General features: G+C 67.1%; 21 protein-coding genes. 11 read left to right on the plus strand and 10 right to left on the minus strand.

Going from position 1 to position 23,220, the window contains the following annotated elements; genetic code table 11:
• Nucleotides 1-142 precede the first annotated feature (142 nt).
• Nucleotides 143-547, minus strand: a complete 405-nt coding sequence (locus ACWKSV_RS13000; protein WP_076717758.1) for a DUF1489 family protein — start codon at nt 545-547, stop codon at nt 143-145.
• A 174-nt stretch (nt 548-721) separates the two neighbouring features.
• On the opposite strand from ACWKSV_RS13000, the gene ACWKSV_RS13005 reads away from it, so the two are divergent.
• Nucleotides 722-2,863: a TonB-dependent siderophore receptor gene (locus ACWKSV_RS13005; protein WP_083706518.1), complete on the plus strand. Its 2,142-nt coding sequence runs from the start codon at nt 722-724 to the stop codon at nt 2,861-2,863.
• 218 nt (nt 2,864-3,081) lie between these two features.
• Here ACWKSV_RS13005 and rplT read toward each other — a convergent pair whose 3' ends face one another.
• On the minus strand, nt 3,082-3,447 hold the full coding sequence (rplT, locus tag ACWKSV_RS13010) for a 50S ribosomal protein L20 (RefSeq protein WP_042488147.1): 366 nt from the start codon (nt 3,445-3,447) through the stop codon (nt 3,082-3,084).
• A 21-nt stretch (nt 3,448-3,468) separates the two neighbouring features.
• The gene (gene rpmI / locus ACWKSV_RS13015; protein WP_007406658.1) at nt 3,469-3,672 is read right to left on the minus strand and encodes a 50S ribosomal protein L35; all 204 of its coding nucleotides are present in this window, start codon (nt 3,670-3,672) and stop codon (nt 3,469-3,471) included.
• A gap of 178 nt (nt 3,673-3,850) precedes the next feature.
• Here rpmI and ACWKSV_RS13020 point away from each other — a divergent pair, with 178 nt between their 5' ends.
• The 4 genes from ACWKSV_RS13020 to ACWKSV_RS13035 all read left to right on the plus strand — a co-directional run bounded on the left by ACWKSV_RS13020 (nt 3,851) and on the right by ACWKSV_RS13035 (nt 9,342).
• A complete protein-coding gene (locus ACWKSV_RS13020) occupies nt 3,851-5,968 on the plus strand; it encodes an AsmA family protein (protein ID WP_076714242.1) in 2,118 nt (705 codons plus the stop codon).
• 252 nt (nt 5,969-6,220) lie between these two features.
• A complete protein-coding gene (locus tag ACWKSV_RS13025) occupies nt 6,221-7,480 on the plus strand; it encodes a NupC/NupG family nucleoside CNT transporter (RefSeq protein WP_076714244.1) in 1,260 nt (419 codons plus the stop codon).
• Between the two features lie 386 nt (nt 7,481-7,866).
• Complete coding sequence (locus ACWKSV_RS13030) at nt 7,867-8,013, plus strand: hypothetical protein (RefSeq protein ID WP_156884154.1); 147 nt, start codon at nt 7,867-7,869, stop codon at nt 8,011-8,013.
• A gap of 15 nt (nt 8,014-8,028) precedes the next feature.
• Nucleotides 8,029-9,342 (plus strand): carbohydrate porin, encoded by a 1,314-nt coding sequence (locus tag ACWKSV_RS13035; RefSeq protein ID WP_076714246.1) that lies wholly within the window; start codon nt 8,029-8,031, stop codon nt 9,340-9,342.
• 131 nt (nt 9,343-9,473) lie between these two features.
• Here ACWKSV_RS13035 and ACWKSV_RS13040 read toward each other — a convergent pair whose 3' ends face one another.
• Nucleotides 9,474-10,343: a 3-hydroxybutyryl-CoA dehydrogenase gene (locus tag ACWKSV_RS13040; RefSeq protein WP_191864744.1), complete on the minus strand. Its 870-nt coding sequence runs from the start codon at nt 10,341-10,343 to the stop codon at nt 9,474-9,476.
• Between the two features lie 137 nt (nt 10,344-10,480).
• On the opposite strand from ACWKSV_RS13040, the gene ACWKSV_RS13045 reads away from it, so the two are divergent.
• Together ACWKSV_RS13045 and ACWKSV_RS13050 are read left to right on the plus strand one after the other, a co-directional pair.
• Nucleotides 10,481-11,503 carry a DUF1176 domain-containing protein gene (locus ACWKSV_RS13045; RefSeq protein ID WP_172839603.1) on the plus strand — a complete coding sequence of 341 codons (1,023 nt, stop codon included), beginning with the start codon at nt 10,481-10,483 and terminating at the stop codon, nt 11,501-11,503.
• Nucleotides 11,504-11,514: 11 nt separating this feature from the next.
• A complete protein-coding gene (locus ACWKSV_RS13050) occupies nt 11,515-12,135 on the plus strand; it encodes a YbhB/YbcL family Raf kinase inhibitor-like protein (protein WP_076714251.1) in 621 nt (206 codons plus the stop codon).
• Nucleotides 12,136-12,494: 359 nt separating this feature from the next.
• On the opposite strand, the gene ACWKSV_RS13055 is transcribed toward ACWKSV_RS13050, so the two are convergent.
• Nucleotides 12,495-13,538: a GGDEF domain-containing protein gene (locus ACWKSV_RS13055; RefSeq protein WP_076714253.1), complete on the minus strand. Its 1,044-nt coding sequence runs from the start codon at nt 13,536-13,538 to the stop codon at nt 12,495-12,497.
• A 66-nt stretch (nt 13,539-13,604) separates the two neighbouring features.
• On the minus strand, nt 13,605-14,138 hold the full coding sequence (locus ACWKSV_RS13060) for a peroxiredoxin (RefSeq protein ID WP_056436306.1): 534 nt from the start codon (nt 14,136-14,138) through the stop codon (nt 13,605-13,607).
• 94 nt (nt 14,139-14,232) lie between these two features.
• On the opposite strand from ACWKSV_RS13060, the gene ACWKSV_RS13065 reads away from it, so the two are divergent.
• Entirely contained in the window at nt 14,233-15,057 is an 825-nt protein-coding gene (locus ACWKSV_RS13065) for an inositol monophosphatase family protein (protein ID WP_076717759.1), read from the plus strand.
• A gap of 27 nt (nt 15,058-15,084) precedes the next feature.
• Here ACWKSV_RS13065 and mgtE read toward each other — a convergent pair whose 3' ends face one another.
• Entirely contained in the window at nt 15,085-16,512 is a 1,428-nt protein-coding gene (gene mgtE, locus ACWKSV_RS13070) for a magnesium transporter (protein ID WP_056436308.1), read from the minus strand.
• A 117-nt stretch (nt 16,513-16,629) separates the two neighbouring features.
• On the opposite strand from mgtE, the gene ACWKSV_RS13075 reads away from it, so the two are divergent.
• Complete coding sequence (locus ACWKSV_RS13075; RefSeq protein ID WP_056436311.1) at nt 16,630-17,085, plus strand: peptidylprolyl isomerase; 456 nt, start codon at nt 16,630-16,632, stop codon at nt 17,083-17,085.
• Between the two features lie 210 nt (nt 17,086-17,295).
• On the opposite strand, the gene ACWKSV_RS13080 is transcribed toward ACWKSV_RS13075, so the two are convergent.
• The gene (locus tag ACWKSV_RS13080; protein ID WP_076717761.1) at nt 17,296-18,078 is read right to left on the minus strand and encodes a crotonase/enoyl-CoA hydratase family protein; all 783 of its coding nucleotides are present in this window, start codon (nt 18,076-18,078) and stop codon (nt 17,296-17,298) included.
• Nucleotides 18,079-18,126: 48 nt separating this feature from the next.
• Between ACWKSV_RS13080 and ACWKSV_RS13085 the strand changes: the two genes are divergently transcribed.
• A complete protein-coding gene (locus ACWKSV_RS13085; RefSeq protein WP_056436314.1) occupies nt 18,127-18,549 on the plus strand; it encodes a PaaI family thioesterase in 423 nt (140 codons plus the stop codon).
• Complete coding sequence (locus ACWKSV_RS13090) at nt 18,546-18,959, plus strand: PaaI family thioesterase (protein ID WP_236697083.1); 414 nt, start codon at nt 18,546-18,548, stop codon at nt 18,957-18,959. The genes ACWKSV_RS13085 and ACWKSV_RS13090 overlap by 4 nt, the downstream gene beginning before the upstream one ends.
• Here the strand turns inward: ACWKSV_RS13090 and ACWKSV_RS13095 are convergent.
• Both ACWKSV_RS13095 and ACWKSV_RS13100 read right to left on the minus strand, forming a co-directional pair.
• Nucleotides 18,938-19,696 carry an SGNH/GDSL hydrolase family protein gene (locus tag ACWKSV_RS13095; RefSeq protein ID WP_076714254.1) on the minus strand — a complete coding sequence of 253 codons (759 nt, stop codon included), beginning with the start codon at nt 19,694-19,696 and terminating at the stop codon, nt 18,938-18,940. The genes ACWKSV_RS13090 and ACWKSV_RS13095 overlap by 22 nt on opposite strands.
• A complete protein-coding gene (locus ACWKSV_RS13100; RefSeq protein WP_237243481.1) occupies nt 19,693-23,157 on the minus strand; it encodes a glycosyl hydrolase 2 galactose-binding domain-containing protein in 3,465 nt (1,154 codons plus the stop codon). The genes ACWKSV_RS13095 and ACWKSV_RS13100 overlap by 4 nt, the downstream gene beginning before the upstream one ends.
• Between the last annotated feature and the right edge of the window lie 63 nt (nt 23,158-23,220).

Raw genomic sequence — 23,220 nt, forward strand, 5'->3', positions numbered from 1 at the left:
CGAACGGCTCGCGCGCTCGCACGAGCGAGCGCAACACCCCTCACCCAGCTCCGACTAGGCCTTTGCTTTCGCAAAGACCAAGTCTGCGCAACCCTCTCCCCTCTGCGAGGGGCGAGGGGAAATCGGCAGGGGAGGAATCGGATCAGATCAGCCCCAGCTCCACCAGCTTGCCGATCAGCACCGGCGGCATGGTGTCGATCCCCGACGCCGCCCCGCCCAGATCGGGCGGCGCGTCCGCCGCCTCCAGATACCGCCAGCCCTGATGCGCGCGCCGGGGCAGCGCCTGCACCAGCACCAGTTCGGGATCGATATGGATCGCGCAACGCCCGCCCTCGGCCTCGCCGAAGGACAGGATCGGCGAACGTGCGATCAGCTGATGCTTCAGAATCCAGAAGAGCGACCCCTGCCCCGCCACTTCCTCATGCCGCTTGGGCAGGTAGCGCGTGGTCAGGAACACCGGCCCTTCCTGCGCCCGCATCTTCAGTCGTTCGGCCAGATGATCGATACTGGCCGCCCCGAATGCGACCTTGGTCAGATGAAGCGCCATGTCGGGTTTCATGTGGGGGCGGCTGTCCGGCATGGCTAGGGCCGGACGATGCGATTTGCGGTTCGGCGATGCCTCATGGCAACGCCCCCAATTCGTGACGTTTTTGCTTTCGATACTGACTTGCAATAACATGCCATCATTCATAGGAGGCTGGAAAAACAGGGAGTTCCTGCAATGCCGATCCTGATGACGCTCGCGGCCGGTGCCGCCGCCATCACCGCCCCGACCTCCACCCCCGTGGCCGCCGATCCCCAGATTTCGCGCGACGACATCGTCGTGACCGGCCAGCGCACCGAGGGGTCGGACGACTATACGATCGAGGGGCAGACGACCGCGACGCGCATCCCCCTGACCCTGCGTGAGACGCCGCAATCGGTCAGCATCGTCACCCGCCAGCAGATTACCGATTTCCAGCTGAACGACGTCAACCAGCTGCTGGCCACGGTGCCCGGCATCAACGTCCAGGCGAACGAGACCGACCGCGTCTATTATTCGGCGCGCGGTTTCGACATCCAGACCTTCCAGATCGACGGCATCGGTGTGCCCTTCGCCTTCGGCATCCAGACCGGATCGATCGACACCGCCATCTACGACCATATCGAGGTGGTGCGCGGTGCGCCGGGCCTGTTGTCGCCGACGGGCAACCCATCCGCCGTCATCAACTTCGTCCGCAAGCGCCCGACCAAGGATTTGCAGGCGACGGCGAGCGTCCAGTACGGATCGTTCAACAGCCTGCGCCTGGACGCGGATGTCAGCACGCCGCTGACCAAGGACGGCCATGTCCGTGCGCGTGTCGTCGGCGTGCTGTCGGACGCCGACAGCTATCTGGATCGCTACAGCTTGCGCCGCTGGACCGGCTATGGCGTGGTCGAGGCGGACCTTGGCCCCGACACCGTGCTGAGCGGCGGTTACGGCCATCAGGATCACCAGAGCCATGGCGCGATGTGGGGCGCGCTGCCGCTGACCTATACCGACGGCACCCGCATCGACATGCCGCGATCGACCAATGTCGCGCCCGAATGGGCGGGCTGGAACGTGATCGACCGGCAGATCTTCGGCGACCTGACGCATCATTTCGCCGGGGACTGGGTCGCACGGATCAGCGCGGTGCGCCGCGCAACCAGCGAGGCGGACGAACTGTTCTACGTCTATGGCAATCCGGTGCGCGGCGCGCCCAACGGCATCGCCCCGGACCCAAACAAGCCGGGCGAGTTGCTGGGGATCAAGAGCTATCCCGGCGCCTTCCGCGCGCAGACGCGCAACCTGACCATGGAGGCCTATGCCACTGGTCCCTTCACGCTGTTCGGGCGCGAGCATCAGTTGATGTTCGGCGTCAACCGCAGCGCGCAGGATTACAAGCAGATGTCGGCTTACGACTATTCGCAGGTCGGCCTGACGCTGCCCTTCCCCGATCTGTTCCAGGGGACGTTCCCCAAGGTCAATTTCCCGACGACCTTCTCGACCGACTATGCCTCAAGCCAGAACACCCAGACCCGGCGCGAGACCGCCTATGGCCTGGTCCGGCTCAGCCTGGCCGATCCGTTGAAGCTGATGCTCGGGGGCAATTTTACCCATGCGCGCAGCACCGGCTTTTCGTACAATGTCGACACCAATTTCGACAATTCGCGCTTCTCGCCCTTTGCTGGTGTCACCTATGACCTGAGCGCGTCGCTCAGCGCCTATGCCAGCTATACGACGATCTTCAATCCGCAGACCGCCATCGGTCAGGACGGTCGTATCCTGGACCCGGTCAGCGGCAAGAATATCGAGGCCGGGATCAAGGGCGACTGGTTCGGCGGGCGGCTGAACGCCAGCGCGGCGATCTTCCGCGTCCACCAGAACAACACCGCCGAAAGCATCGGCTTCGTCAATGGCCGCTTCGTCTCGCGCGGCGTGAACGCCAAGTCGGAGGGTATCGAATTGGAGGTCGGCGGACGGCTGGCCGAGGGGGTGCAGGTCACCGGCGGCTATACGCTGATGCGGGTCGAGGATCAGAAGGGCGATCCCGCCCGCCTGTTCGTGCCGCGCAACACCGGGCGTCTGAACATCGTCTATTCGCCACCCACGCTGCCTGAACTCAAACTGGGTGCGTCGGCCCAGTATCAGAGCGTGATCTATACCCAGACCCGCTCGGTGCGGCAGGACGGCTATGCGCTGGTCGACCTGATGGCGAAATACGACATCACGTCGCGGATCGCGCTGTCGGCGAACCTGCGCAACCTGACCAATGCGAAGTACCTGACCGCGCTGACCTTCGACGGCGGCTATTATGGCGCACCGCGCTCGATCCTGGGGACGGTGACGGTCCGGTATTGAGACGATTGCAATCCTCCCCGGCACGGGGAGGTGGCAGGCCGACAGGCCTGACGGAGGGGGTTCGCCGGCCAAGGATGACCTATGTGGAGAGCCCCCTCCACCATGCTTCGCATGGTCCCCCTCCCCGCGCCGGGGAGGATAAGAACAACAAAAAGGGCGCCGGTGGAAACCCACCGACGCCCTTTCCTGATTTCCGGCACTAGTCCGTCAGTCGCGAATTACGCGGCCTGCGGCAGAGCGGCCTTCGCCTGAGCGACGATCGCCTTGAAGGCCTCGCCCTCGTGCATGGCGATGTCGGCCAGGACCTTCCGGTCCAGTTCGACGCCCGCCAGCTTCAGGCCGTGCATGAACTGCGAATAGGTCAGGCCTTCGGCCCGGACGCCGGCGTTGATGCGCTGGATCCACAGACCACGGAAGGTCCGCTTCTTAACCTTGCGGTCGCGATACGCATACTGACCGGCCTTTTCGACGGCCTGGCGAGCGATACGGATGGTGTTCTTGCGACGGCCATAATAGCCCTTCGCCTGATCCAAAATCCGCTTATGCTTCGCCTTGGTGGTCGTGCCCCGCTTGACGCGTGCCATATCTTTCTACCCTTCCAGAAATCAGTTCAGGCCGTAAGGCGCCCAGGCCTTCACGGTCTTGGTGTCGGCATCGGACAGGACCGAGGTGCCGCGGTTCTGGCGGATATACTTGCCGTTATGGCTGATCAGGCGGTGGCGCTTGCCGGCCACGCCGTGCTTGAGCTTGCCGGTCGCGGTGAGCTTGAAGCGCTTCTTGACGCCGCTCTTGGTCTTGAGCTTGGGCATTTTTTTCCTTTCGCTAGAGCTAAGGCAGAAACGGCCGCGGCAGCCCTGATGGCCGGGCCGTTCGTGACACCTCGCTCGGGAAGCGGGCCGCATAGACGAAGCGGGGGAAGAATGCAACCGATCGCCTATCGGGAACCCCAAAGGGAACCAGCGCCTCGCTTGCGCGCTTGGGATTGCCATGGATCAGGCACCTGCGGCCGACAGTCCCGCGCGTTCTACCGCCGCCCGGCATGGGTGGCGTGTCTGGGCGATTCGTATCGTCATCGGCCTCGTCACCGTCATCGCCGCGATCTGGCTGGTGCTGTTCGTCACCAAGGGACGGTTCCTGCGCCACCCCTTCGAATCGATCGCGGGCAAGCTGACCCATCGGACCGTCAGCGTGGGCGGCGACTTCCAGCTCTATTTCGCGCCGTGGCGGATCAAGTTCGTCGCCGAGAAGATCGCCGTCTCCAACCCCGACTGGGCGACCCGGCCAAACCTGTTTACCGCCGACCGGATCGATTCGCGCATCGCTCCGCTGTCGCTGCTGTTCGGCAGGCGGCGCTTCACCTGGCTGGAGCTGACCAATGGCGCGGTCGATCTGGAATGGACGCCCGACCACCGCACCAATAGCTGGACCTTCAGCGACAAGAAGGGCGGCAAGCGGCTGGAGTTCCCGCGTATCGACGTGGCCGTGGTGAACGGCACCACGATCCGCTACCGCGACCCCCGGATGCAGGTGACGGCGGATCTGGCGCTGGCCGATTTCCGGTCGCAGGACGCCCGCATCGGTCGGGCGGTCGGCGTGCGCGGCAAGGGCGTGATCCGCGAGACGCCGTTCCTGCTCAACGCGCAACTGCTCTCGCCCGACGCCACCGCCAATCGCGGCAAGAACGAACTGATCGCGCGGATGCGCGCGGCGGGCAATATCGTCGATGTCACCGGCACCCTGCCCTCGATCGCCGATGTCGAGAATGTGCCGCTGCGTACCCGCGCGCGCGGCAAGGACCTGTCCACCCTGCTCGAGGTCATCGGCGTCGTCATCCCGCGCACCCGCACCTATGACCTGCATGCGCAACTGGTGAAGGACGGTGACGTCTATCGCTTCACCAAGATGAAGGGAACGTTCGGCGACAGCGACCTGGCGGGCAAGCTGACCGTCACGCATGGTGAGCGGCTGCACCTCGATTCGACGCTGACGACCGAGAAGCTCGATATCATCGATGCCGCGCCCTTTATCGGCTATAATCCCGATATCGTCGCGACCAAGGGTGCGGAGGCCGCCGCCGCGGCGACCGGGGTCGGGCCGCAGCGGCTGCTGCCGGACGCGGCGCTGCCGGTGGCGACGATGCAGCGCTTCGATGCCGATCTGAAATGGACGATCCGCACCGTGCGCTCGCGCCGCGTGCCGATCTCGAACGTCGACCTGACGCTGGCGCTGGATCGCGGCAAGCTGACCCTGTCGCCGTTGCGATTCGCCATGGCGCGGGGCGACGTAGCCTCCGACCTGCTGTTCGACACGCGCCAGCGGCCCAGCCTCGTCCGCTACGACATCCGCCTGTCGCCGACCCCGCTGGGGCGGTTGCTGGCGGGCTGGGGCGTGGCGGAGGCGGGGACGACCGGCACGGTCAAGGGTCGGGTCCAGCTGACCGGACGCGGCGACACCATCCACGATTCGCTGGCCAGCGCGAATGGACGGATGGCCTTCATCCTGCCCGCCGGTTCGCTGTGGACCAAGAATGCGCAGCTCGCCGAGCTCGACATCGGCACCTTCGTCCAGAAGATGTTCGAGAAGGAACTGAAGGAGCCGGTACGCATCAATTGCGGCCTGATCGCCTTCACCGTGCGCGGCGGCGTGGCGGCGGCAGACCCGATCCTGATCGACACGTCGAAGAACGTCATCACCGGGCGCGGCGGGTTCAGCTTCCGCAACGAAGCGCTCGACATGGCGGTGCGCGCCGATGCCAAGACCTTCAGCCTGTTTTCCGGCCAGTCGCCGGTCGGCATCACCGGCAGCTTCGCGCATCCCGGCATCGATCCGATCAGCGGCAGCCTGTTGGCGCGGGCGGGCGCGGGCTTGGGGCTGGCGGTGGTTGCGACGCCGCTGGCCGGCGTGCTGGCCTTCGTCGATGTCGGCGACGCGAAGGCGGCGGCCTGCGGCCCGGTGCTGTCGGGTGCGCGGGCGAGTGCGCAGCGGACCACCAAGGGCGACCCGCGCGACGATGTCGGGCGCGGCACCACCGCCAAGGCGGAGGACGGGAAAGGCAATCCGGGCGAGGCCAAGGCCCAGCGCAAGAAATTCCTCGGCATCTTCTGATCCTCCCCTGCAAGGGGAGGGGGACCGCCGCGAAGCGGTGGTGGAGGGGGCTTGCGACGGGGGATGGCCCTTGCCGCGATCCCCCTCCACCAGCCTGCGGCTGGTCCCCCTCCCCGGCACGGGGAGGATCAAAATCCCCCCACGATCAAAACTATGGCGGTCCCCCCGCACCTTGCTTATGATCGGCCCCCGCGCAGCCGGGGGGCCGCGTCATGGTCTCATCGCCCCAAGCGGGATAGTTAAGCAGCGCGCATGAATCGTTTCGCCATCGGTATCGCCGGCATTCTCGTCATTCTGGGCATCGCCGTTGCCCTGTCCACCGACCGCCGGGCGATCCGTCCGCGCGTCGTCGGCGCGGCCTTTGCGTTGCAGGCGGGGATCGCGATCCTCGTCCTCTATGTGCCGTGGGGCAAGCGGGTGCTGCAATGGCTGTCGGGCGGGGTCGCCGGGCTGCTCGGCTATGCGAATGAGGGGACCAAGTTCCTGTTCGGCGCGCTGGCATCCGATCCGCTGGGTCGCAACTTCGCGATCCAGGCGCTGCCGGTCATCATCTTCTTCGCCGCGCTCGTCTCGATCCTCTATTATCTGGGGATCATGCAGCTGGTCGTGCGCTGGCTGGGCGGCGCGATCGAGAAGGTGATCGGCGTGTCGAAGGTGGAGTCGCTCTGCGCCGCCGCGAACGTCTTCGTCGGCCAGTCCGAATCGCCGCTCGTCATCCGCCCCTATCTGGCCGGGCTCACCCCGGCGCAGCTGTTCACCGTGATGACCAGCGGCATGGCGGGCGTGGCGGGTACGATCCTGGCGGCCTATGCCTCGATGGGCATCTCGATCGAATATCTGCTCGCGGCCAGCTTCATGGCGGCGCCGGGCGGCATCCTGATGGCCAAGATCATCATGCCCGACCGGATCGAGCCGCCCGCCGGGCAACTTCCGCTGGGCGACGTGATCGAGGACGAGAAGATCGCGCTGGCCGAAGCCACGCATGACGAGGAAAAGCCCGCCAACATCATCATGGCGGCGGCGCAGGGTGCGCAGACCGGCGTAAAGCTGGCCGTCGCGGTCGGCGCGATGGTGCTGGCCTTCGTCGCGCTGGTCGCGCTGGCGAACGGTCTGCTCGGCGGGCTGGGCAATCTGATCGGTATTCCAGGCCTGAGCTTCCAGGCGCTGCTGGGTTATGTGTTCCAGCCGATCATGGCGCTGCTCAACGTGCCTTGGAAAGAAGCGGGCATTGCGGGCGGCCTGTTCGGCGAGAAGATCGTGCTGAACGAGTTCGTCGCCTATATCGACCTGGGCAAGCAGGCCGCACAGCTGTCGCCGCGCACCGTCGCGGTCATTACCTTCGCGCTGTGCGGTTTCGCCAATTTCTCGTCGATCGCGATCCAGATGGCCGTCACCGGCAGCCTGGCCCCCAATCAGCGCCCGACCATCGCCCGCCTGGGCATCCGCGCACTGATCGCGGGGAGCCTGGCCAATCTGATGTCGGCGGCGCTGGCCGGTCTGCTGATCGCCTGACGCCGTTTATCCTCCCCGGCACGGGGAGGTGGCAGCGCATGGCGCTGACGGAGGGGGGCTTCCACACGGGTCGCCCTTTGCGGCCCGCCCCCTCCACCAGCCTCCGGCTGGTCCCCCTCCCCGTGCCGGGGAGGAATTTGGGGTTGATCCCCATTTCAAGCGCGTTATGGCGCGCCCTGTCGACCGCAGACGTGGCCGACTCACGCATAGGATCACAATGCCCCGATCTAGTCCCTTGTCCGGCGACGAGGACAGTAGACGCTTTCGCGTCCACGTTCTTGCCGACCGTCTGACGGGCCTGACGGGGTCGACGATGTCGGCCCGCTAGAGCCGTTCCTCGCCGACCTCCGCCGGGCTCGACCACACGAACCCGAAGGAGGTCTGCCATGACCCGTAGCCTGTTCCGCGCGCATGTCCGCGCCCATTCCCTCGCCACCGTGATGGCCAGCGTCCCCCGTGAGCGCGCCCGGCTGCTCCGTGCCGTTGCATCCACCCGGCCCCAGGCCATGCGCCGCAGCCGCCCGTCGGCCTGATCCGGGAAAAACGTCATGATCCGTATCGTTTCGCGGGCCGCGCTGTGCGGCCTGTTTCTCGTCGCGCGCGCCGCGTTCGCGCAGGACAGCCAGCCGGAGGATTTCGCGATCCACGGCCAGGCCACCCTGGTCGCGCAAGGGGTCGGCGGCTTTGCCTCGCCCTATACCGGCGCGAACAGCCTGAAGCCGCGTCAGCTCAAGGAAACGACCGATGTCACCGCCTTTATCGGCGCCCGCGCCTGGAAGGGTGGCGAACTGTGGGTAAATCCCGAGATCGACCAGGGTTTCGGTCTGTCCAACACGCTGGGCGTCGCGGGCTTCCCGAGCGCGGAGGCGTATAAGGTCGGCAAGGCCGAACCCTATTTCCGGCTGCAACGCGCCTTTTTCCGCCAGACCTTCGACCTCGGCGGCCCGCGCGAGGCGGTGGCGGGCGTCGCCAACCAGCTGGGCGGATCGCGCAGCGTCGACCGGGTCGTGCTGACCATCGGCAAGTTCGGGGTCGGCGACGTGTTCGACACCAACCCCTATGCCCACGACCCGCGCGGCGATTTCCTCAACTGGTCGGCGGTCGATACAGGCAGCTTCGATTATGCGGCCGATGCCTGGGGTTATACCACGGGCATCGCCGCAGAACTCTATCGCGGCGACTGGAGCTTACGCACCGGGCTGTTCAACCTGTCGACCGTCCCCAATGGCGAGCGGCTGGAACATGGCTTCGGCCAGTATCAGTGGGATGCCGAGGTCGAGCATCGACACAGGCTCGCCGGGCGGCCCGGATCGGTGCGCTTCGGATTTTTCCGCAACCGGGGCAATTTCAGCCGCTTCGACGAGGCGCTGGCCTATGCCGCCGCCACGGGCGCTACGGTCGATCCGTCCGTCACCCGGCGGCGGATGACGCGCGTCGGCGGCTATATGAACATGGACCAGGCGCTGACCGATACGCTGGGCCTGTTCGCGCGGGTCGGGGTAAGTGATGGGTCGATCGAGCCCTATGACTTCACCGATATCGACCGGACGGCACAGATTGGGGGGTCGCTGAACGGCAAAGGCTGGGGCCGGGCGCAGGACCGGGTCGGACTGGCACTGATCGCCAACGGGATTTCGGCCGAGCATCGTCGCTATCTGGCGGCGGGCGGGCTGGGCGTGCTGGTCGGCGACGGCAAGCTGCCCAATGCGGGCGCGGAGGAGATTGCCGAGGCCTATTACGACGTTGCGCTCACCCGTGCGCTCGCGGTCACGCTGGATGCGCAATATGTGGAAAATCCGGGGTACAATCGCGATCGCGGGCCGGCGGAAGTGTTCGCGCTACGGGTGCACGGCGCTTTCTAAAGCTCTTCCTCCCCTGCAAGGGGAGGGGGACCATGCGCAGCATGGTGGAGGGGTGTCCCACTATCGAGAGGGTGACACCCCTCCGTCAGGCCTTCGGCCTGCCACCTCCCCTTCTAGGGGAGGAATGATTTTTACCGCGTCGGCACCGGCTCCGCACCCGAATAATCATAGAAGCCCCGCCTGGTCTTGCGGCCATACCAGCCCGCTTCGACATATTTGATCAACAGCGGCGCGGGCCGGAATTTGGGATCGCCGGTGCCCTCGAACAGCACGCGGGTGATCTCCAGGCAGGTGTCCAGCCCGATGAAATCGGCGACCGTCAGCGGGCCCATCGGATGGTTCAGCCCCAGCTGGCACGCCGCATCGATATCGGGGATCGTCGCCACGCCCTCGCCCAGCGCGAAGATTGCCTCGTTGATCATCGGCATCAGCACGCGGTTGACGATGAAGCCCGGCGCGTCATTGGCGTGGACCACGCGCTTGCCCAGCTCCTGCGCGAAAGCCTCGACCTTGGCGACCGTCTCGTTCGAGGTGGCGAGGCCGCGGATCAGTTCGATCAGGCCCATGACCGGCACCGGATTGAAGAAATGCACGCCGACGAAACGGCCCGCATCGGGGGCCGCCTGCGCCAGCCGGGTGATCGGGATGGACGAGGTGTTGGTCGCCAGGATCGCGGTGTCGGACATGACCTTGCCGACCTCCTCGAAGATCGCCCGCTTGATGGCCTCGCGCTCGGTCGCGGCCTCGATCACCAACTCGCAATCCGCCATGGCGGACAGGCTACCGACCGGCTCGATTCGACCGAGCAGTGCGTCGGCATCCTCGCGCGTCGTCTTTTCCTTGGTCACCAGCCGGTCGAGCGCCTTGGCGATGCCCGCCTTGCCCGCCTCGGCGCGCTCGGCCGAGACGTCCGCCAGCTTCACCGCATAGCCCGCCGCCGCCGAGACCTGCGCAATGCCTGCACCCATCTGACCGGCTCCGATCACGCCCACTGACTTCATCGACACTCTCCTGTTCCTTTGGCCTGCTTTCCGGCCTGTTCTTCCGGCCCGTATCTCTGCCACAAAGCCTGTTGCAACGCGCCCTATCCGGTTCGGAACGGGATCGCCAGCAAAGGGGTTGATCGGGTATGATTCGCATGAGCCTTGCCGTGAGCGTAGCACTGGCCGCAACGGCGGCGAGCGCGGCGACCACGCCGGACACGCCCAGGCCGGGCAAGCCGAAGCTGTTCCGCGACTGGATCGTCGCCTGCGACAATGGCCGGGCCTGCGAAGCAGCGTCGCTGGCGGCCGGGGAATCGATGCTTCAGGATGTCGGGCTGATCGTCGCGCGCGACGGCGGCGGCCGGGTGACGGTGCGTATCCGCGACCTGACCGGCAAGGCGAAGACGGCGAGCGTCCGGGTCGACGGCCGGACCATCGCCTCGACCCCGCTGGACCGTGACGGCGAGGGCGAGTGGCAGGGCGCTTCCGCCAGCGCGCTTGTCGCCGCCATCGCCAGGGGCCGGCGCGCCACGCTGCTGACGCCAGCCGCGCACCCCCTTGCGCTGGCGGGCGCATCGGCCGCCTTTCGCTATATGGACGACCGGCAGGGACGTGCTGGCACGACCTCCGCGCTGATCGCCCGCGGCACGAAACGCTATCGTGGTGCCGCGCCCGCGCTGCCCATGGTGCAGGTCGTCACCCCGCCGCCCGGCGCCGCCCCCGCCATCCCCGCCACCGCGATCGGCGAGGCGCGGCGACGCTATCGCTGCGTGATCGACGATGGCAGCCCGTTCAGCGCCGACGCGCACCGGCTCGACCGGCGCAGCACGCTGGTGCTGATGTCCTGCGGCGCGGGCGCCTATAACTATCTGGTGAAGCCGCTGATCTGGCGCGACGGGCGGTTGAGCCCCGCCAGCTTCGACTTCGCCTATCATTTCGGCGAGACGCCCGAACCCGGCCAGCCCGAAATCCTGGTCAATGTCGACTGGTCGCGCGACGGCCGCCTGTCGAGCTGGGGCAAGGGCCGGGGGCTGGGCGATTGCGGCGATGCGCAGCAATTTGGCTGGGACGGCACCCGTTTCCGCCTGCTCCATGCCGAGCAGATGACCGAATGCCGGGGTGCGATCGACACGCTGACCGTCTGGCGCACGCGGGCCGTTCCCGTGAAGCCGCGATAGAGGAGACAAGGATGCTCGAACATCTGCCCAGCTGGCTGGGCAAGGCGATGAGCGGCTGGCGCGCCGGGGTGGAGTCGATCGCGGTCGTCCGGCCCGAACTGGCACCGCCCGCCGCAATGCCGCTGCACAGCCCGGCCTTTGGCGATATGGCGCGGCTGCCCGAACGCTTCACCGCCGATGGCGAGGGCGTGTCCCCGCCGCTCTATTGGAACGACCCGCCCGAGGGCACGGCGATGCTGGCGCTGATCGTCGAGGATGCCGACGCCCCGACGCCGCAGCCGCTGGTCCATGCCATCGTCTGGAACCTGCCGCCCCGTGACGGGGAACTGGCCGAGGGCGCGATCGTCGCGGATGGCGCGGGCACGCCCGAAGGGGGCGATGTCGGGCGCAATTCCTATTTGAGCGAAGGTTGGCTGCCGCCCGATCCGCCGCGCGGGCATGGCGAACATCGTTATGTCTTCCAGTTGTTCGCGCTGGATGCCGTGGTCGATATCGGCGGACAGACGCCGGGTCGCGGTGCGATGGTCGAGGCGATGGCGGGGCATGTGCTGGCCGCCGGGGTGCTGACGGGCACCTATTCGCGCGAGGAGGAAGCGCCGGTCGGCCCGGTGGGTGCAGGCGCGGTCGCCTGATAGGGGAAAGAAGGACGGCCGGGTGTCAGAATGGCATGGCCCGGCCGCCAGAGGGGTAAGGCACGATCACGCTCAGGCGATCGGAAAGATCGGTGCGGCGCTGGTGATGGCGAGACCGGCGAAGACGAAAGCGCCGAGGACCGAGACGAGAACCTGGCGGGTCTGGAACGAAGCGAACATGGTGAAACTCCCTGAGATATCTGCCGGTCGGACCATCCGACCGGCGATACCAGGGACATTGCAGAGAGCGTGCCAGTTTTAAAATTGGCCGATTTCCGTGGTTTCCTGGAAATCCGTTTCTCGCCTTGGGAAATTTCGCCACGATCCGACGGGATTTTCCGCCATCGGATGGCGGAAAATCAGGCGTCGTTGCAGGCGCGGTCGCGGCCTTCCTTTTTCGCACGATACAAAAGCGCATCGGCCCGCGCGAACAGCGTCTCCTGCGTATCCTCGGGGTTCAGCGCGGTGATCCCGGCGGAGAAGGTGACTTCGCCGACCGGCTCGCCCGTCTCGCGCACGCGCATCCGGCGGTTGCGCACCGCATCGCGCGCCCGTTCGACCAGCGCCGCCGCCTGCCTGGCGGTCAGGCCGGACATCAGGATGGCGAATTCCTCACCGCCATGACGGCAGACAAGATGCCCCTGGCATTCCTCGGCCAGGATCTTGCCGATCGAATGCAGCACCCGGTCGCCCGTGGCATGGCCCAGATCGTCGTTGATCCGCTTGAACCGGTCGACGTCGCACAGCGCCAGATGGCAACTGTCCGACACCTGGAAACACTGTCCCAGCGCCTCGGAAAAGGCCAACCGGTTGGCCAGTCCGGTCAGCGGGTCGCGTCGCGCCGTCGCCCGCGCCTCGGCCAGCTTCTCGCGCAGCGTGTCGGCCTCCGCCGTCGCCTGCTCCAGCCGCTGTTCGGTCGCGTGGATCCGCTCCAGCATCTCGCCGGTCAGCGTCGCCAGCGTCGGCAGGTCGATCTCTTCGCGGTTCATCTCCGCCACGTTGCGCGCCAGATTGGCCCCGAAGGCCGAGGTATCCTCCTGGAAGGTGCGCATCACCGACATGAATGCCGTGACCTGATTCTCGGTCTGCTCGGCCAGCGCGTCCGACCGCGCCTCCGCCTCGGGCGGTGCGACCCGGTCGGCCGCCGATTCGCGGGCGGCCGGCTCGGCCGCATCCGGTTCGGGCATGGGACGCGACGCCCCCACCGGACCACCCAGCCGGACGATATCGTCCTGGTGCAGGCGGACGCCGCCATCGATCAGCGACGCGACCGCGCGCGCCAGGCTGCCTTTGGGATTGGTCAGGATCGCATGGACAAAGGCGTAATGCGCCGGATCGGGGGAAAGCCGGTGATCCTCCAGAAACTTGCCGATACGCTCATACAAACTGGCAGGCGTCGTCATGGCTCGCCGCGGCTCCGCATCCGCCGTTTCGCCCCATCCCCTGTAAAGCCCCATGACACGTGCCTGTCAGCGACGATTTTGCAGTTCGCGTACCGCCGCCAGCGTCGTGGCGACATGCTCGGAGGGGTTCATGTCGTCATGGACGAAGACGACGCGGCCATCACGACCGATGACATAGCTGGTGCGCGAGGTGATATCGCGACCCTCGATTTGACGACCGAGCGCGACGTCATAGCCCTTGACGATCGCGGGACCGGCGCTGGCGACCGGGAACTTGCCCGCGCATTCGGCCTTGGAAAAGGCGGCGAGCTTGTCGACCGGGTCGGCCGACATGCCGATCACGCGCGCACCGGCCGCGCGAAAGGCGTCGATCTTCTCGGCAAAGGCGCGCGCTTCGGCGCTGCATCCACTCGTGAAGGCGGCGGGGAAGAAATACAGGACGACCGGACCGTGGCGCAGCTGTTCCTTGAGGTGCAGCGTGAAGACCTTGCCCGCCACCGCGCCGCGCGTGGTGAAGTCGGGGGCCGGGGCACCGGGACGCAGGGCCGCTGCGGCCGGTACCGCTGCCATTGCCAGGAGAACGCCCAATACTGCCCTCATCGCTCCATTCCTTATATTAAGATAGTTAACGCCTATCCCGTCGCGATCATGGCGTCCATTGCTGATCGCGCAGTCCTATCCTATCCGGGTTAATATGTCCGTACACGCCGACGATATTAAGCTGGCCCTTCGTCTTGCCGATGCTGCCGGAGCCGCCATCCGCCCCTATTTCCGCACTGAAATGGGGCTGGAAATCAAGGAGGACCGCTCGCCCGTGACGCTGGCCGATCGCGAGGCGGAGGCGGCGATGCGCCGCATCCTGGAGGCGGAGCGTTCGGGGGACGGCATTCATGGCGAGGAATATGGCGTCAAGGACGGCGTGACGGGGCGCCAATGGGTGCTCGATCCCATCGACGGCACGCGCAGCTTCACCGTCGGGCGGCCGATCTTCGGCACGCTGATCGCGCTGGTCGACAATGGCTGGCCGGTGCTGGGCATCATCGACCAGCCGATCGCGCGCGAGCGCTGGCTGGGCGTGGCGGGGCGGCCGACCCTGTTCAACGGGCAGCCGACGCGCACCCGCGCCTGTCGCGACCTCGACGGCGCGACCATCGCGACGACCAGCCCGCATCTGTTCGACGACGAAGACGTGCCGCATTTCATGGCGCTGGTCGCCGCGGTCAGCGGCCAGTCGCCGCGCCAGGGGCCGGTCTATGGCGGCGACTGTTACAATTACGGCCTGCTGGCGAGCGGCCATATCGATCTGGTGTGCGAATCGGGGCTGAAGCTGCACGACTTCGCCGCGCTGGTCCCGGTGGTCGAGGGCGCGGGCGGGCGGATGTGCGACTGGAACGGCGACCCGCTGACCGCCGACAGCGCGGGCCATGTGCTGGCGATCGGCGACCCCGCGCGCACCGACGAGGTGCTGGAGGCGCTGCGCAACGTGCCGCACGGGCACGGGCATGATCACGATCATTAATTCCTCCCCTGTAAGGGGAGGAATAGCTTAGCCGGTCAGGCCCGCCGCCGTGGCCAGGCCCAGAAACGCCAGGAATCCGATCGAATCGGTCGTCATCGTCACGAACACCGAGGACGCGACCGCAGGATCGGCATCGAAGCGATCGAGCGTCACCGGCACCAGCACGCCCGCCAGCCCCGCGACCAGGATATTGGTCATCATCGCCACCGCGATCACCATGCCCAGCGCAGGGTTGCCGAAGACCAGGCTCACCCCCACCCCGATCACCGCCGCGACGGTCACGCCGTTCATCATCGCCACGCGAATCTCGCGCATGATCGCACGCGCGGTGTTGGACCGGGTCAGCTGGTTGGTCGCCAGCGCGCGCACCGTCACCGCCAGCGTCTGCGTGCCCGCATTGCCGCCGACGCCCGCGACGATCGGCATCAGCGTGGCGAGCGCCACCATCCGCGCGATCGTCCCCTCGAACGCGGCGATCACCGAAGAGGCGACCATCGCGGTGATCAGGTTGGCGAGCAGCCAGCGGACGCGGCTCTTGTAGCTGTCCAGGATCGGCTCGTTGATGTCGCCCTCGCCCGCGCCCGACAGGCGCAGCACGTCCTCGCCCGCCTCCTGCTGGATGATGTGGACGATATCGTCGACGGTGATCATGCCGACCAGCCGCCCGCTGCCATCGACCACCGCGGCCGAGATCAGCGCATATTTCTGGAAGCGCAGCGCGACTTCTTCCTGGTCCATGTCGACCGGGATCAGCGTCTGTTCGCGCTTCATCACGTCGCCGATCACGATCTGCCCCGGCGCGCGCAGGATCCAGGAGAGCTGGCAGGTGCCGATCGGGCGGTGGCCCGGATCGACGACGAAGATTTCCCAGAAATCGGTGGTCAGTTCCTCGTCGTCGCGCAGGAACTGGATCGTCTCGGCCACCGTCCAATGTTCGGGCACCGCGATCAGCTCGCGCTGCATCAGGCGGCCGGCGGACTCCTCGGGGAAGGACAAGGCTTCCTCGATCGCGGCGCGGTCGTCGGGGTCGAGCGCGCGCAAGACCGCGCGCTGCTCGTCCTCGTCCATGTCCTCGATGATGGCGACCGCGTCGTCGGTGTCGAGTTCCGAGGCGATATCGGCGACTTCATGCGGTTCGAGCGCCTGGATCAGCTGCTCGCGCACATAGTCGTTCATCTCGGCGAAGACGTCGCCGTTCAGCAGGTCCGCGACCGCGCGCGCCAGATTGACGCGTTCCTCGTCCCCGACCAGCTCGAACAGGTCGGCGATGTCGGCGGGGTGGAGCGGCTCGACCAGCGCGCGCGCGCCCTCGTCGTCGCCCGCCTCCAGCGCGTCGAGCACGGCCGTCACATATTCGGGCTTCAGCCGGTCGTCTTCGTCCAGCTGGGTTTCGGGCGCCAGATTTTCCGGAAGGCGCGTCTCGGTTTCGAGTTCGGGGAGTTCGGTGTCGCTGATCTCGGCCTCCCTCGATCGATCATGAACGCTGTGTCACGCCTCTAAACTGCGACGGCGGCATTTGCCAGCGGGCACGGGAATGCCTACCTGCGGGGCATCAACCAAGGAAGACCCCTTATGGCCGAGACTTTTTCCAAGCTGACCCTGACGCTCGAGAGCGGCGATGTCGTGATCACGCTGCGCCCCGACCTGGCGCCCGAGCATGTCGCGCGCATCGGCGGCCTCGCCAATGAAGGCTTTTACGACGGCGTCGTGTTCCACCGCGTGATCCCCGGCTTCATGGCGCAGGGCGGCGACCCCACCGGCACCGGCATGTCGGGTTCGGACAAGCCCAATCTGAAGCAGGAGTTCAACGCCGAGCCGCATGTGCGCGGCACCTGCTCGATGGCGCGGACCAACGATCCGAACTCGGCCAATTCGCAGTTCTTCATCTGCTTCGACGACGCCCGCTTCCTCGACCGCCAGTACACCGTCTGGGGCCAGGTCGAGAGCGGCATGGAGCATGTCGACGCGCTGCCGAAGGGCGAGCCGCCCCGCAATCCGGGCAAGATTTTGAAGGCGACTGCGGAGTAATTTTCGCGAGTCGGATGAAGGGGGGAGTCTCGCAAGAGGCTCCCCCTTTTCTGTTTGAGCGATTCATCCGCCACCGGCACGCCCCTCCCGCAAGCGAGAGGGGATGGGGGAGGGAAAGCCACGGGAGACCGTCTCTGTGAGACACCTCGCCCTCCCCAACCCCTCCCGCCTGCGGGAGGGGCTATCGTAGCGGGAGGGCGAGAAGCCCCCTCAAACGTCACGGAATTTGGGCGAGCGACGCTCCATATTCGCGCGCACCGCTTCCCGGTGGTTTGCCCCCTGCATCAGCGCCAGCTGCTCGGCGCTCTCCATCGCCAGCATCGCCGCCGGTTCGCTTCCCATCGCACCGAACAACCGTTTGGCGCTGCGGACCGCATCGGGGCTTCGCCCGGCGATCTTCCGCGCCAGCGCCAGCGCCTCGGCGCGCGGGTCCTCCGCCAGCCGCGTCACGAACCCCGCCGCCACCGCTTCGGCCGCGTCGAATTCGCGCGCGGTATAGACCCATTCGCGAAGCACATCCTGGCGCACCCCGTCCCATAGCGCGAAGCCGCCCATGTCGGGGACGATACCCCAATGCACCTCCCGAATCGCGAAACGGGTGGCGGGATGCGCGAGACGGATGTCCGCGCCGCCCATGATCTGGGTCGCGCCGCCGAACACCACGCCGTGAACCGCCGCAATCACCGGCACCGGCAGCGTCCGCCAGCCCCACGCGACCTGCTGCACCAGATTGGCCGGGCCATGGGTCCGCGCCGCCAGGTCCAGCCCCGCCAGCTCGCCGCCCGCCATCGCCGCCATGTCGAGGCCGGAGCAGAACCCCTCCCCCTCGCCCGACAGCACCACCGCGCGCAGGTCGGCCCGCGACGACAGCGCGTCGATCGCCCCGGCCAGCGCCTCGAACATCGCTCGGTCGATGGCGTTCAGCTTTTCCCCGCGCGCCAGACGCACATCGGCCACGCCGTCCGTCACCGCGATCGTCACCCGGCCGTCCATATCTCTCTCCTTTTGCGCCAGCGCGTGGCTCGTGTAGAGCATCGCATCATGGGGTTCGACATGGAACGCTTCGTCGCGATGGGCGGCCTGGGCGGCGGGCATGGCCAGCATCTGGGCATCGCGTACCGCGCGCACGGGGAAGACTGGGCGGAGCTGGCGCTGCCCTACGACGCACGGCTGATCGGCGATCCGACCAGCGGCGTCATCGCCTCCGGGCCGATCGTCGCGATGATGGACATGGCGACCAGCGTCGCCGTCTGGCTGAAGCGCGGCGCGTTCGAGCCGCATGTGACGCTGGACCTGCGGGTCGATTATCTTCGCCCCGCCGTCCCCGAACGCACCGTGATCGGGCGCGGAGAATGCTATCGCCTGACCCGCAGCATCGCCTTTGTCCGGGGCATCGCGCATGACGGCGACCCCGACGATCCGGTCGCGCATGTCGCGGGCACCTTTATCGGCATGACCGCATGAGCGCGCCGCGCACCGGCATCGGGCAGGCGATGGTGCTGCCCCCTTATGCGGAATGGCTGGGCTGTTCGATCGAATGGGTCGACGGCCTGCCGCAGCTGATCATGCCGTTCGGCGAGCATGTGATGGGCTGGCCCGGCCTGTTACAGGGCGGCGCGATCGCCGGGCTGCTGGAGGTGGCGGGCATCGCCGCGCTGACCCACCGCCTGTCGAACGAGGGGTCGACGCGGATCAAGCCGGTGACGGTCACGACCGATTATTTGCGTACCGGTCGCGACCATCCGACCCGCGCGGTCGGCACCATCCTGCGCCTCGGCCAGCGGACCGCCAATGTCGAAGTGACCGCCTGGCAGGAGGACCGCGAAAAGCCGATCGCGACCGCGCGGTTGAATTACCGCATCCTGCGCGGCTGAGGTTTCGCCAGGGCCTGCTTGATCGCGGCATCGGCGACCGGCGCCATGACGGCATAGCCCTGCGCATTGGGATGCACCCCGTCGGTGCCATAGGCCGGGTTCAGCGCGTCCCCGACATGCAGGACCGACCAGTAATCGGCATAGGTCGCGCCGATCTGCTTGGCATAGGTCTTCAACCAGGCATTCAGCGTCGCGATGCGCGGTGCGGTGGCCAGGCCCGGCTTCCACTCGAAATGATCGGCGGGCGGGATCGAGGCCAGGATCACGCGGATGCCGTTGGCCTGGGCCAGCTCGACCATCGACATGATATTGCCCTGAACCTGCGCGTCGGTCGTCGGGCCGGTATTGCCCGCAATATCGTTGGTGCCCGCCATGATCTGCACCACCGCCGGATGCAGGTCGATCACGTCCTGACGGAAGCGGAGCAGCATCTGCGAGGTCGTCTGCCCGCTGATCCCGCGTCCGATCCGACCGGGGGTGAAGAATTGCGGCATCTTGCCGACCCAGCCCTCAGTGATCGAATCGCCCATGAAGACGATGCGCGGCTGCCCCGCCACCGGCGCAGGCAGCTTGGCATTGTCACTACGGTAGCGCGCCAGATAGGCGAAGTCGTTGTGCAACCGCTCCTCCCATTCGCGGGTCCAGCGCTGTGCATCCGTTTCCTTCGCCGCGGTCTGCGCGGCGGCGGGCGCAGCGAGGGTCAGCGCAGCGAGCGCGGTCAGGATCACCCGGCTCACGGGCGCAGGTCCGTGGCGGTCGCGGTGACGTTCCAGCCGCGCACATTCACCATCGGCTTGTCCGCCTTGGCCGTGGGGTAGCGAATCTCGATCACGCGGGTCTCTCCGGGCATCAGGGTGACGTAATTGTCGCTGAAATAGGCGGGCAGGACCTGGGTGCCGTCGGCATTCATCACGGTCAGCTTGGTCTCGATCGCAGGAACGGTGCCGCCATTGGTCAGGGTGACGCTGGCGAGCGTCTCCTCGCCTTGCGCTTGCGTCGTCGCGGTCGCGGTGACGGGGGCGGCGGCCATGGCGGTCAGCGCGCGATAGCCCGCATCGTCCGCCGCTTCCCAATAGCTGTTGGTCGACAGCAGCTGCCCGCCCGCATCGCTCGCCTCCAGCCGGACCAGCACCGGCCCGCGCTTCATCGCGGGTGCCAGGTCGAGGTTCAGCGCTGGCGTGACCCCCTCGGCACCCGCGACGATCTTCGCCTCCTGCTCGCTCTCGGTCCGGCCATCCAGCCCGACGACCTTCGCGCGCACCTGCACGCCCTTCAGCGCGTCGCGGGTGTTGTTGACCAACACGACGCGGTGGTCGGGCAGGTTCATCTGGACATGGATCGGCTCGGCGGCCTTCTTCACGCCGTAGAAAGCAGCGTGCGTGTCATAGTCGGACGAGAAGATCTGCCAGGCCGAGGACGGCCAGGCGGGCTGGGTCATCCACAGCATCCGCCCCGAATTCTCGGTCCAGAGCCCGGCATTCATCCCCTCGAAGATGGCGCGATAGGATTCATACTCCATCATCTGCGCCTTGCGCTCGAAATCCTCCAGCCCGGTGGCGGGGCCGAAGCGGCGTTCGAGCACGTCCATATAGGTCTTCACCGCGCCGTTCCCGGTCTGGTGCCAGTCATGATAGGCCCAGACATCGCCGATCGGCCAGCGATCCGCCTCGGCCGGGATGGTCCGCTTCCATGATTCCAGCGTCGGCAGCGAGGGCGTGCCGACCTCGACCGAAAAGCCCTTGGCATGGGTGGTGAAATATTCGACCGGCGGCCGCCAGTTATAGGGGCCGGAGCCCTGGAGGTTCACCGCGTTGGACGAGGGCATATAGAGCCGCGTCCCGTCCTCGGTGCGCAGCAGGGTGTCGAGCCCGCTATTCAGGATCGGCTGCGGCACGCCTTCGTTGCGGCCGAACCAGGCGACGATCGAGGGGTGGTTGCGATAGCGGCGCACCACGTCGGCCGCATTGGCGAGGAACAGCTGCGGGTCCTCGGCCTCCATATTGTAATCCTGGGTCGACTCCCAGAAGTCGGACAGGACCATCAGGCCATATTCGTCGGCCAGGTCGAAGAAGCTCTCCTCGGTATTCTGCCCCACCCAGTTGCGCACGATGTTGAGATGCGCGTCGCGGTGCAGGCGGAAGAACGGCTCCAGATGCGCGCGGTCGACGCGCTTCATGAAATCGTCCATGCCGATATTGCCGCCGCGCGCCGCGATCCGCACGCCGTTGACCCGCAAGGTCATATAGGGGGCGAGGCGGGGATCGTCGGTGACCTTGGCAACCGCCGCCGACTGGTCGCCGCCGGGCATGAAGCTCATCGCCCAGCCATTGCCCGTCTTGCGGATGCCCGCATGGCTGGTGTCCACCACCTTCGGTCCGCCACGCACCCGGTTGAGGTCCAGCGTCACCCGCTCCAGATCGCCGTCACCGTCGAACAGCGACAGGTCATAGGTCACCTGCCGCATCCCGAAGCGCAGGCCCTTGGAGTCGGACAGCGCGCCATCGACCGCCGCCGTCAGCGCCAGATCGTGCAGCGCCGGGTCGCCATAGCCATTGGGCCACCACAGGCGCGGATTCCTGACCGACAGCTGCGGGAATTCGCTGGGCGACAGGACGGCGCGGATCGTCTGGCCCGGCGCGACCGTTACCGGCTTTTCGACCACCACATCGTCGAACACCGCGCGCACCGTCGTCGTCACCGGCGTCTGGCCGTTATTGGTGACGGGCACCGCGATCTCGACATCGGCGACCGAATTGTCGGGCTTGGGCAGGGTCGTCACCACCTGCGGGTCGCCGATCACCGCCGGGCCGGTGGCGGCCAGCGTCACGCCCTGCCACAGCCCGGTATTGCGGTCGCGGACCGAGGGGATCCAGTCCCAGCCCTCGGTCGCGACGAAGGTCGGGCCGTCGAGCATCTGGACACCGCCATTCTCGCCCACGCCCGCCGTCATCGATTCCTCATGCGCGAGGCCGGGATGCGGCGGCGGCGACACCCGCACCGCGATGGCATTGCGCCCGGCGGCCAGCGTCACGGGGAAGCGGCCACGGATGAAGGCGCCCTTCATCGTCCCCGCCATCCGGCCATTGACCCAGACCTCGGCCGAATAGTTCACCCCGTTGAAGGTCAGCCACATCGTCCGCCCCGCGGCCTCGGCGGGCGTGTCGAACTCGGTGCGATACCAGTAATCCTGTCGCGCCAGCGTCTCGGGGATCGACAGGTTGTTCAGCCCGACCGCCGGATCGGGATAGACGCCGCGATCGACCAGCGTCGTCAGCACGGTGCCCGGCACGGTCGCGGCATACCATTTGCTCGCGTCGAAATTGCCCTGCGACAGGTCCGCGCCGCCGGGGCCGACCTTGGCCGCCTCGATCAGCCGCCAGCCATTCACCGCCCATTGGCCGGTGGCGGTCGAGACGAGCGCGGGGGTCTTGGGTTCGGGCTTGGCCGTGCCGCCGGTCGGGATCGGCGCCCTGGACTGGGGCAGGGTCCAGGCGTCCTGCGGCCCCGTCTGTCCCTGCATCTGCCGGGTCTGATAGGGCCAGCTGGGGCTGCCGGTCTGGAGCGCGATCTTCGCCGGATCGGGCGCGCGCCGGGCGGCGACGCGGATGGTCAGCGGATCGACCGCCTCGCGCACCATGCGGAAATCGACGACCTTGCCCGCAAAGACGGGCTGATAGCTGCGCGGCGCCAGCGTCGCGACACCGGTCACGGGCTCCAGCGACAGGCCGCGCTGCACCACCTGCCGACCGTTCACGAACAGCCGGACGATCTTTCCGTCATAGCTGGCGGCGATATAGGTCCATTTGTTGCGGTCGGCATCGCCGCCGCCCTGGACCACCCCCGCCTCGGTGACGAGCGCGGGCTGGCCGTCGACCAGCGCCAGATAGCGGCGCGGCCCCCCGGTAGGGCTGCCGAAGCCGCCGATCAGCATCGTCGTACCCTTGCCCATCACGCTGCGCGGCTGGACCCAGGCGGACAGAGTCCAGTTGGGCGCGGTGACCGGCGACGTGACGATGGCACGGGCGTAGGAATCGCCACCGGGCGGCAGATCGGCGTTGATCGGACCCAAAGGCGTGGCGGGCGGCGTGGCGGGCGGCTGATTCTGTGCCGGAGCCGTCTGCGCCGCAGCGGCCATGCCCCAGACCAGCGCCGTCACTGATGCCAGAGCCCCCATCGCTCTTGCCGCCGCCACGCTCATGCCTGCTCCTTTTGAATCGTCGCGGGATAAAGCAAATGAAAAGCCCTAAAGTCAAAGGGCGCA

Source organism: Sphingomonas sp. SphC10, assembly GCF_057004845.1.

Excerpts from the sequence above, each read along its gene's own strand:
- ACWKSV_RS13000 (WP_076717758.1), bottom strand. The coding sequence starts at position 547 with ATGGCGCTTCATCTGACCAAGGTCGCATTCGGGGCGGCCAGTATCGAT.
- ACWKSV_RS13005 (WP_083706518.1), top strand. The coding sequence starts at position 722 with ATGCCGATCCTGATGACGCTCGCGGCCGGTGCCGCCGCCATCACCGCC.
- rplT (WP_042488147.1), bottom strand. The coding sequence starts at position 3,447 with ATGGCACGCGTCAAGCGGGGCACGACCACCAAGGCGAAGCATAAGCGG.
- rpmI (WP_007406658.1), bottom strand. The coding sequence starts at position 3,672 with ATGCCCAAGCTCAAGACCAAGAGCGGCGTCAAGAAGCGCTTCAAGCTC.
- ACWKSV_RS13020 (WP_076714242.1), top strand. The coding sequence starts at position 3,851 with ATGGATCAGGCACCTGCGGCCGACAGTCCCGCGCGTTCTACCGCCGCC.
- ACWKSV_RS13025 (WP_076714244.1), top strand. The coding sequence starts at position 6,221 with ATGAATCGTTTCGCCATCGGTATCGCCGGCATTCTCGTCATTCTGGGC.
- ACWKSV_RS13030 (WP_156884154.1), top strand. The coding sequence starts at position 7,867 with ATGACCCGTAGCCTGTTCCGCGCGCATGTCCGCGCCCATTCCCTCGCC.
- ACWKSV_RS13035 (WP_076714246.1), top strand. The coding sequence starts at position 8,029 with ATGATCCGTATCGTTTCGCGGGCCGCGCTGTGCGGCCTGTTTCTCGTC.
- ACWKSV_RS13040 (WP_191864744.1), bottom strand. The coding sequence starts at position 10,343 with ATGAAGTCAGTGGGCGTGATCGGAGCCGGTCAGATGGGTGCAGGCATT.
- ACWKSV_RS13045 (WP_172839603.1), top strand. The coding sequence starts at position 10,481 with ATGAGCCTTGCCGTGAGCGTAGCACTGGCCGCAACGGCGGCGAGCGCG.
- ACWKSV_RS13050 (WP_076714251.1), top strand. The coding sequence starts at position 11,515 with ATGCTCGAACATCTGCCCAGCTGGCTGGGCAAGGCGATGAGCGGCTGG.
- ACWKSV_RS13055 (WP_076714253.1), bottom strand. The coding sequence starts at position 13,538 with ATGACGACGCCTGCCAGTTTGTATGAGCGTATCGGCAAGTTTCTGGAG.
- ACWKSV_RS13060 (WP_056436306.1), bottom strand. The coding sequence starts at position 14,138 with ATGAGGGCAGTATTGGGCGTTCTCCTGGCAATGGCAGCGGTACCGGCC.
- ACWKSV_RS13065 (WP_076717759.1), top strand. The coding sequence starts at position 14,233 with ATGTCCGTACACGCCGACGATATTAAGCTGGCCCTTCGTCTTGCCGAT.
- ACWKSV_RS13075 (WP_056436311.1), top strand. The coding sequence starts at position 16,630 with ATGGCCGAGACTTTTTCCAAGCTGACCCTGACGCTCGAGAGCGGCGAT.
- ACWKSV_RS13080 (WP_076717761.1), bottom strand. The coding sequence starts at position 18,078 with ATGGACGGCCGGGTGACGATCGCGGTGACGGACGGCGTGGCCGATGTG.
- ACWKSV_RS13085 (WP_056436314.1), top strand. The coding sequence starts at position 18,127 with ATGGGGTTCGACATGGAACGCTTCGTCGCGATGGGCGGCCTGGGCGGC.
- ACWKSV_RS13090 (WP_236697083.1), top strand. The coding sequence starts at position 18,546 with ATGAGCGCGCCGCGCACCGGCATCGGGCAGGCGATGGTGCTGCCCCCT.
- ACWKSV_RS13100 (WP_237243481.1), bottom strand. The coding sequence starts at position 23,157 with ATGAGCGTGGCGGCGGCAAGAGCGATGGGGGCTCTGGCATCAGTGACG.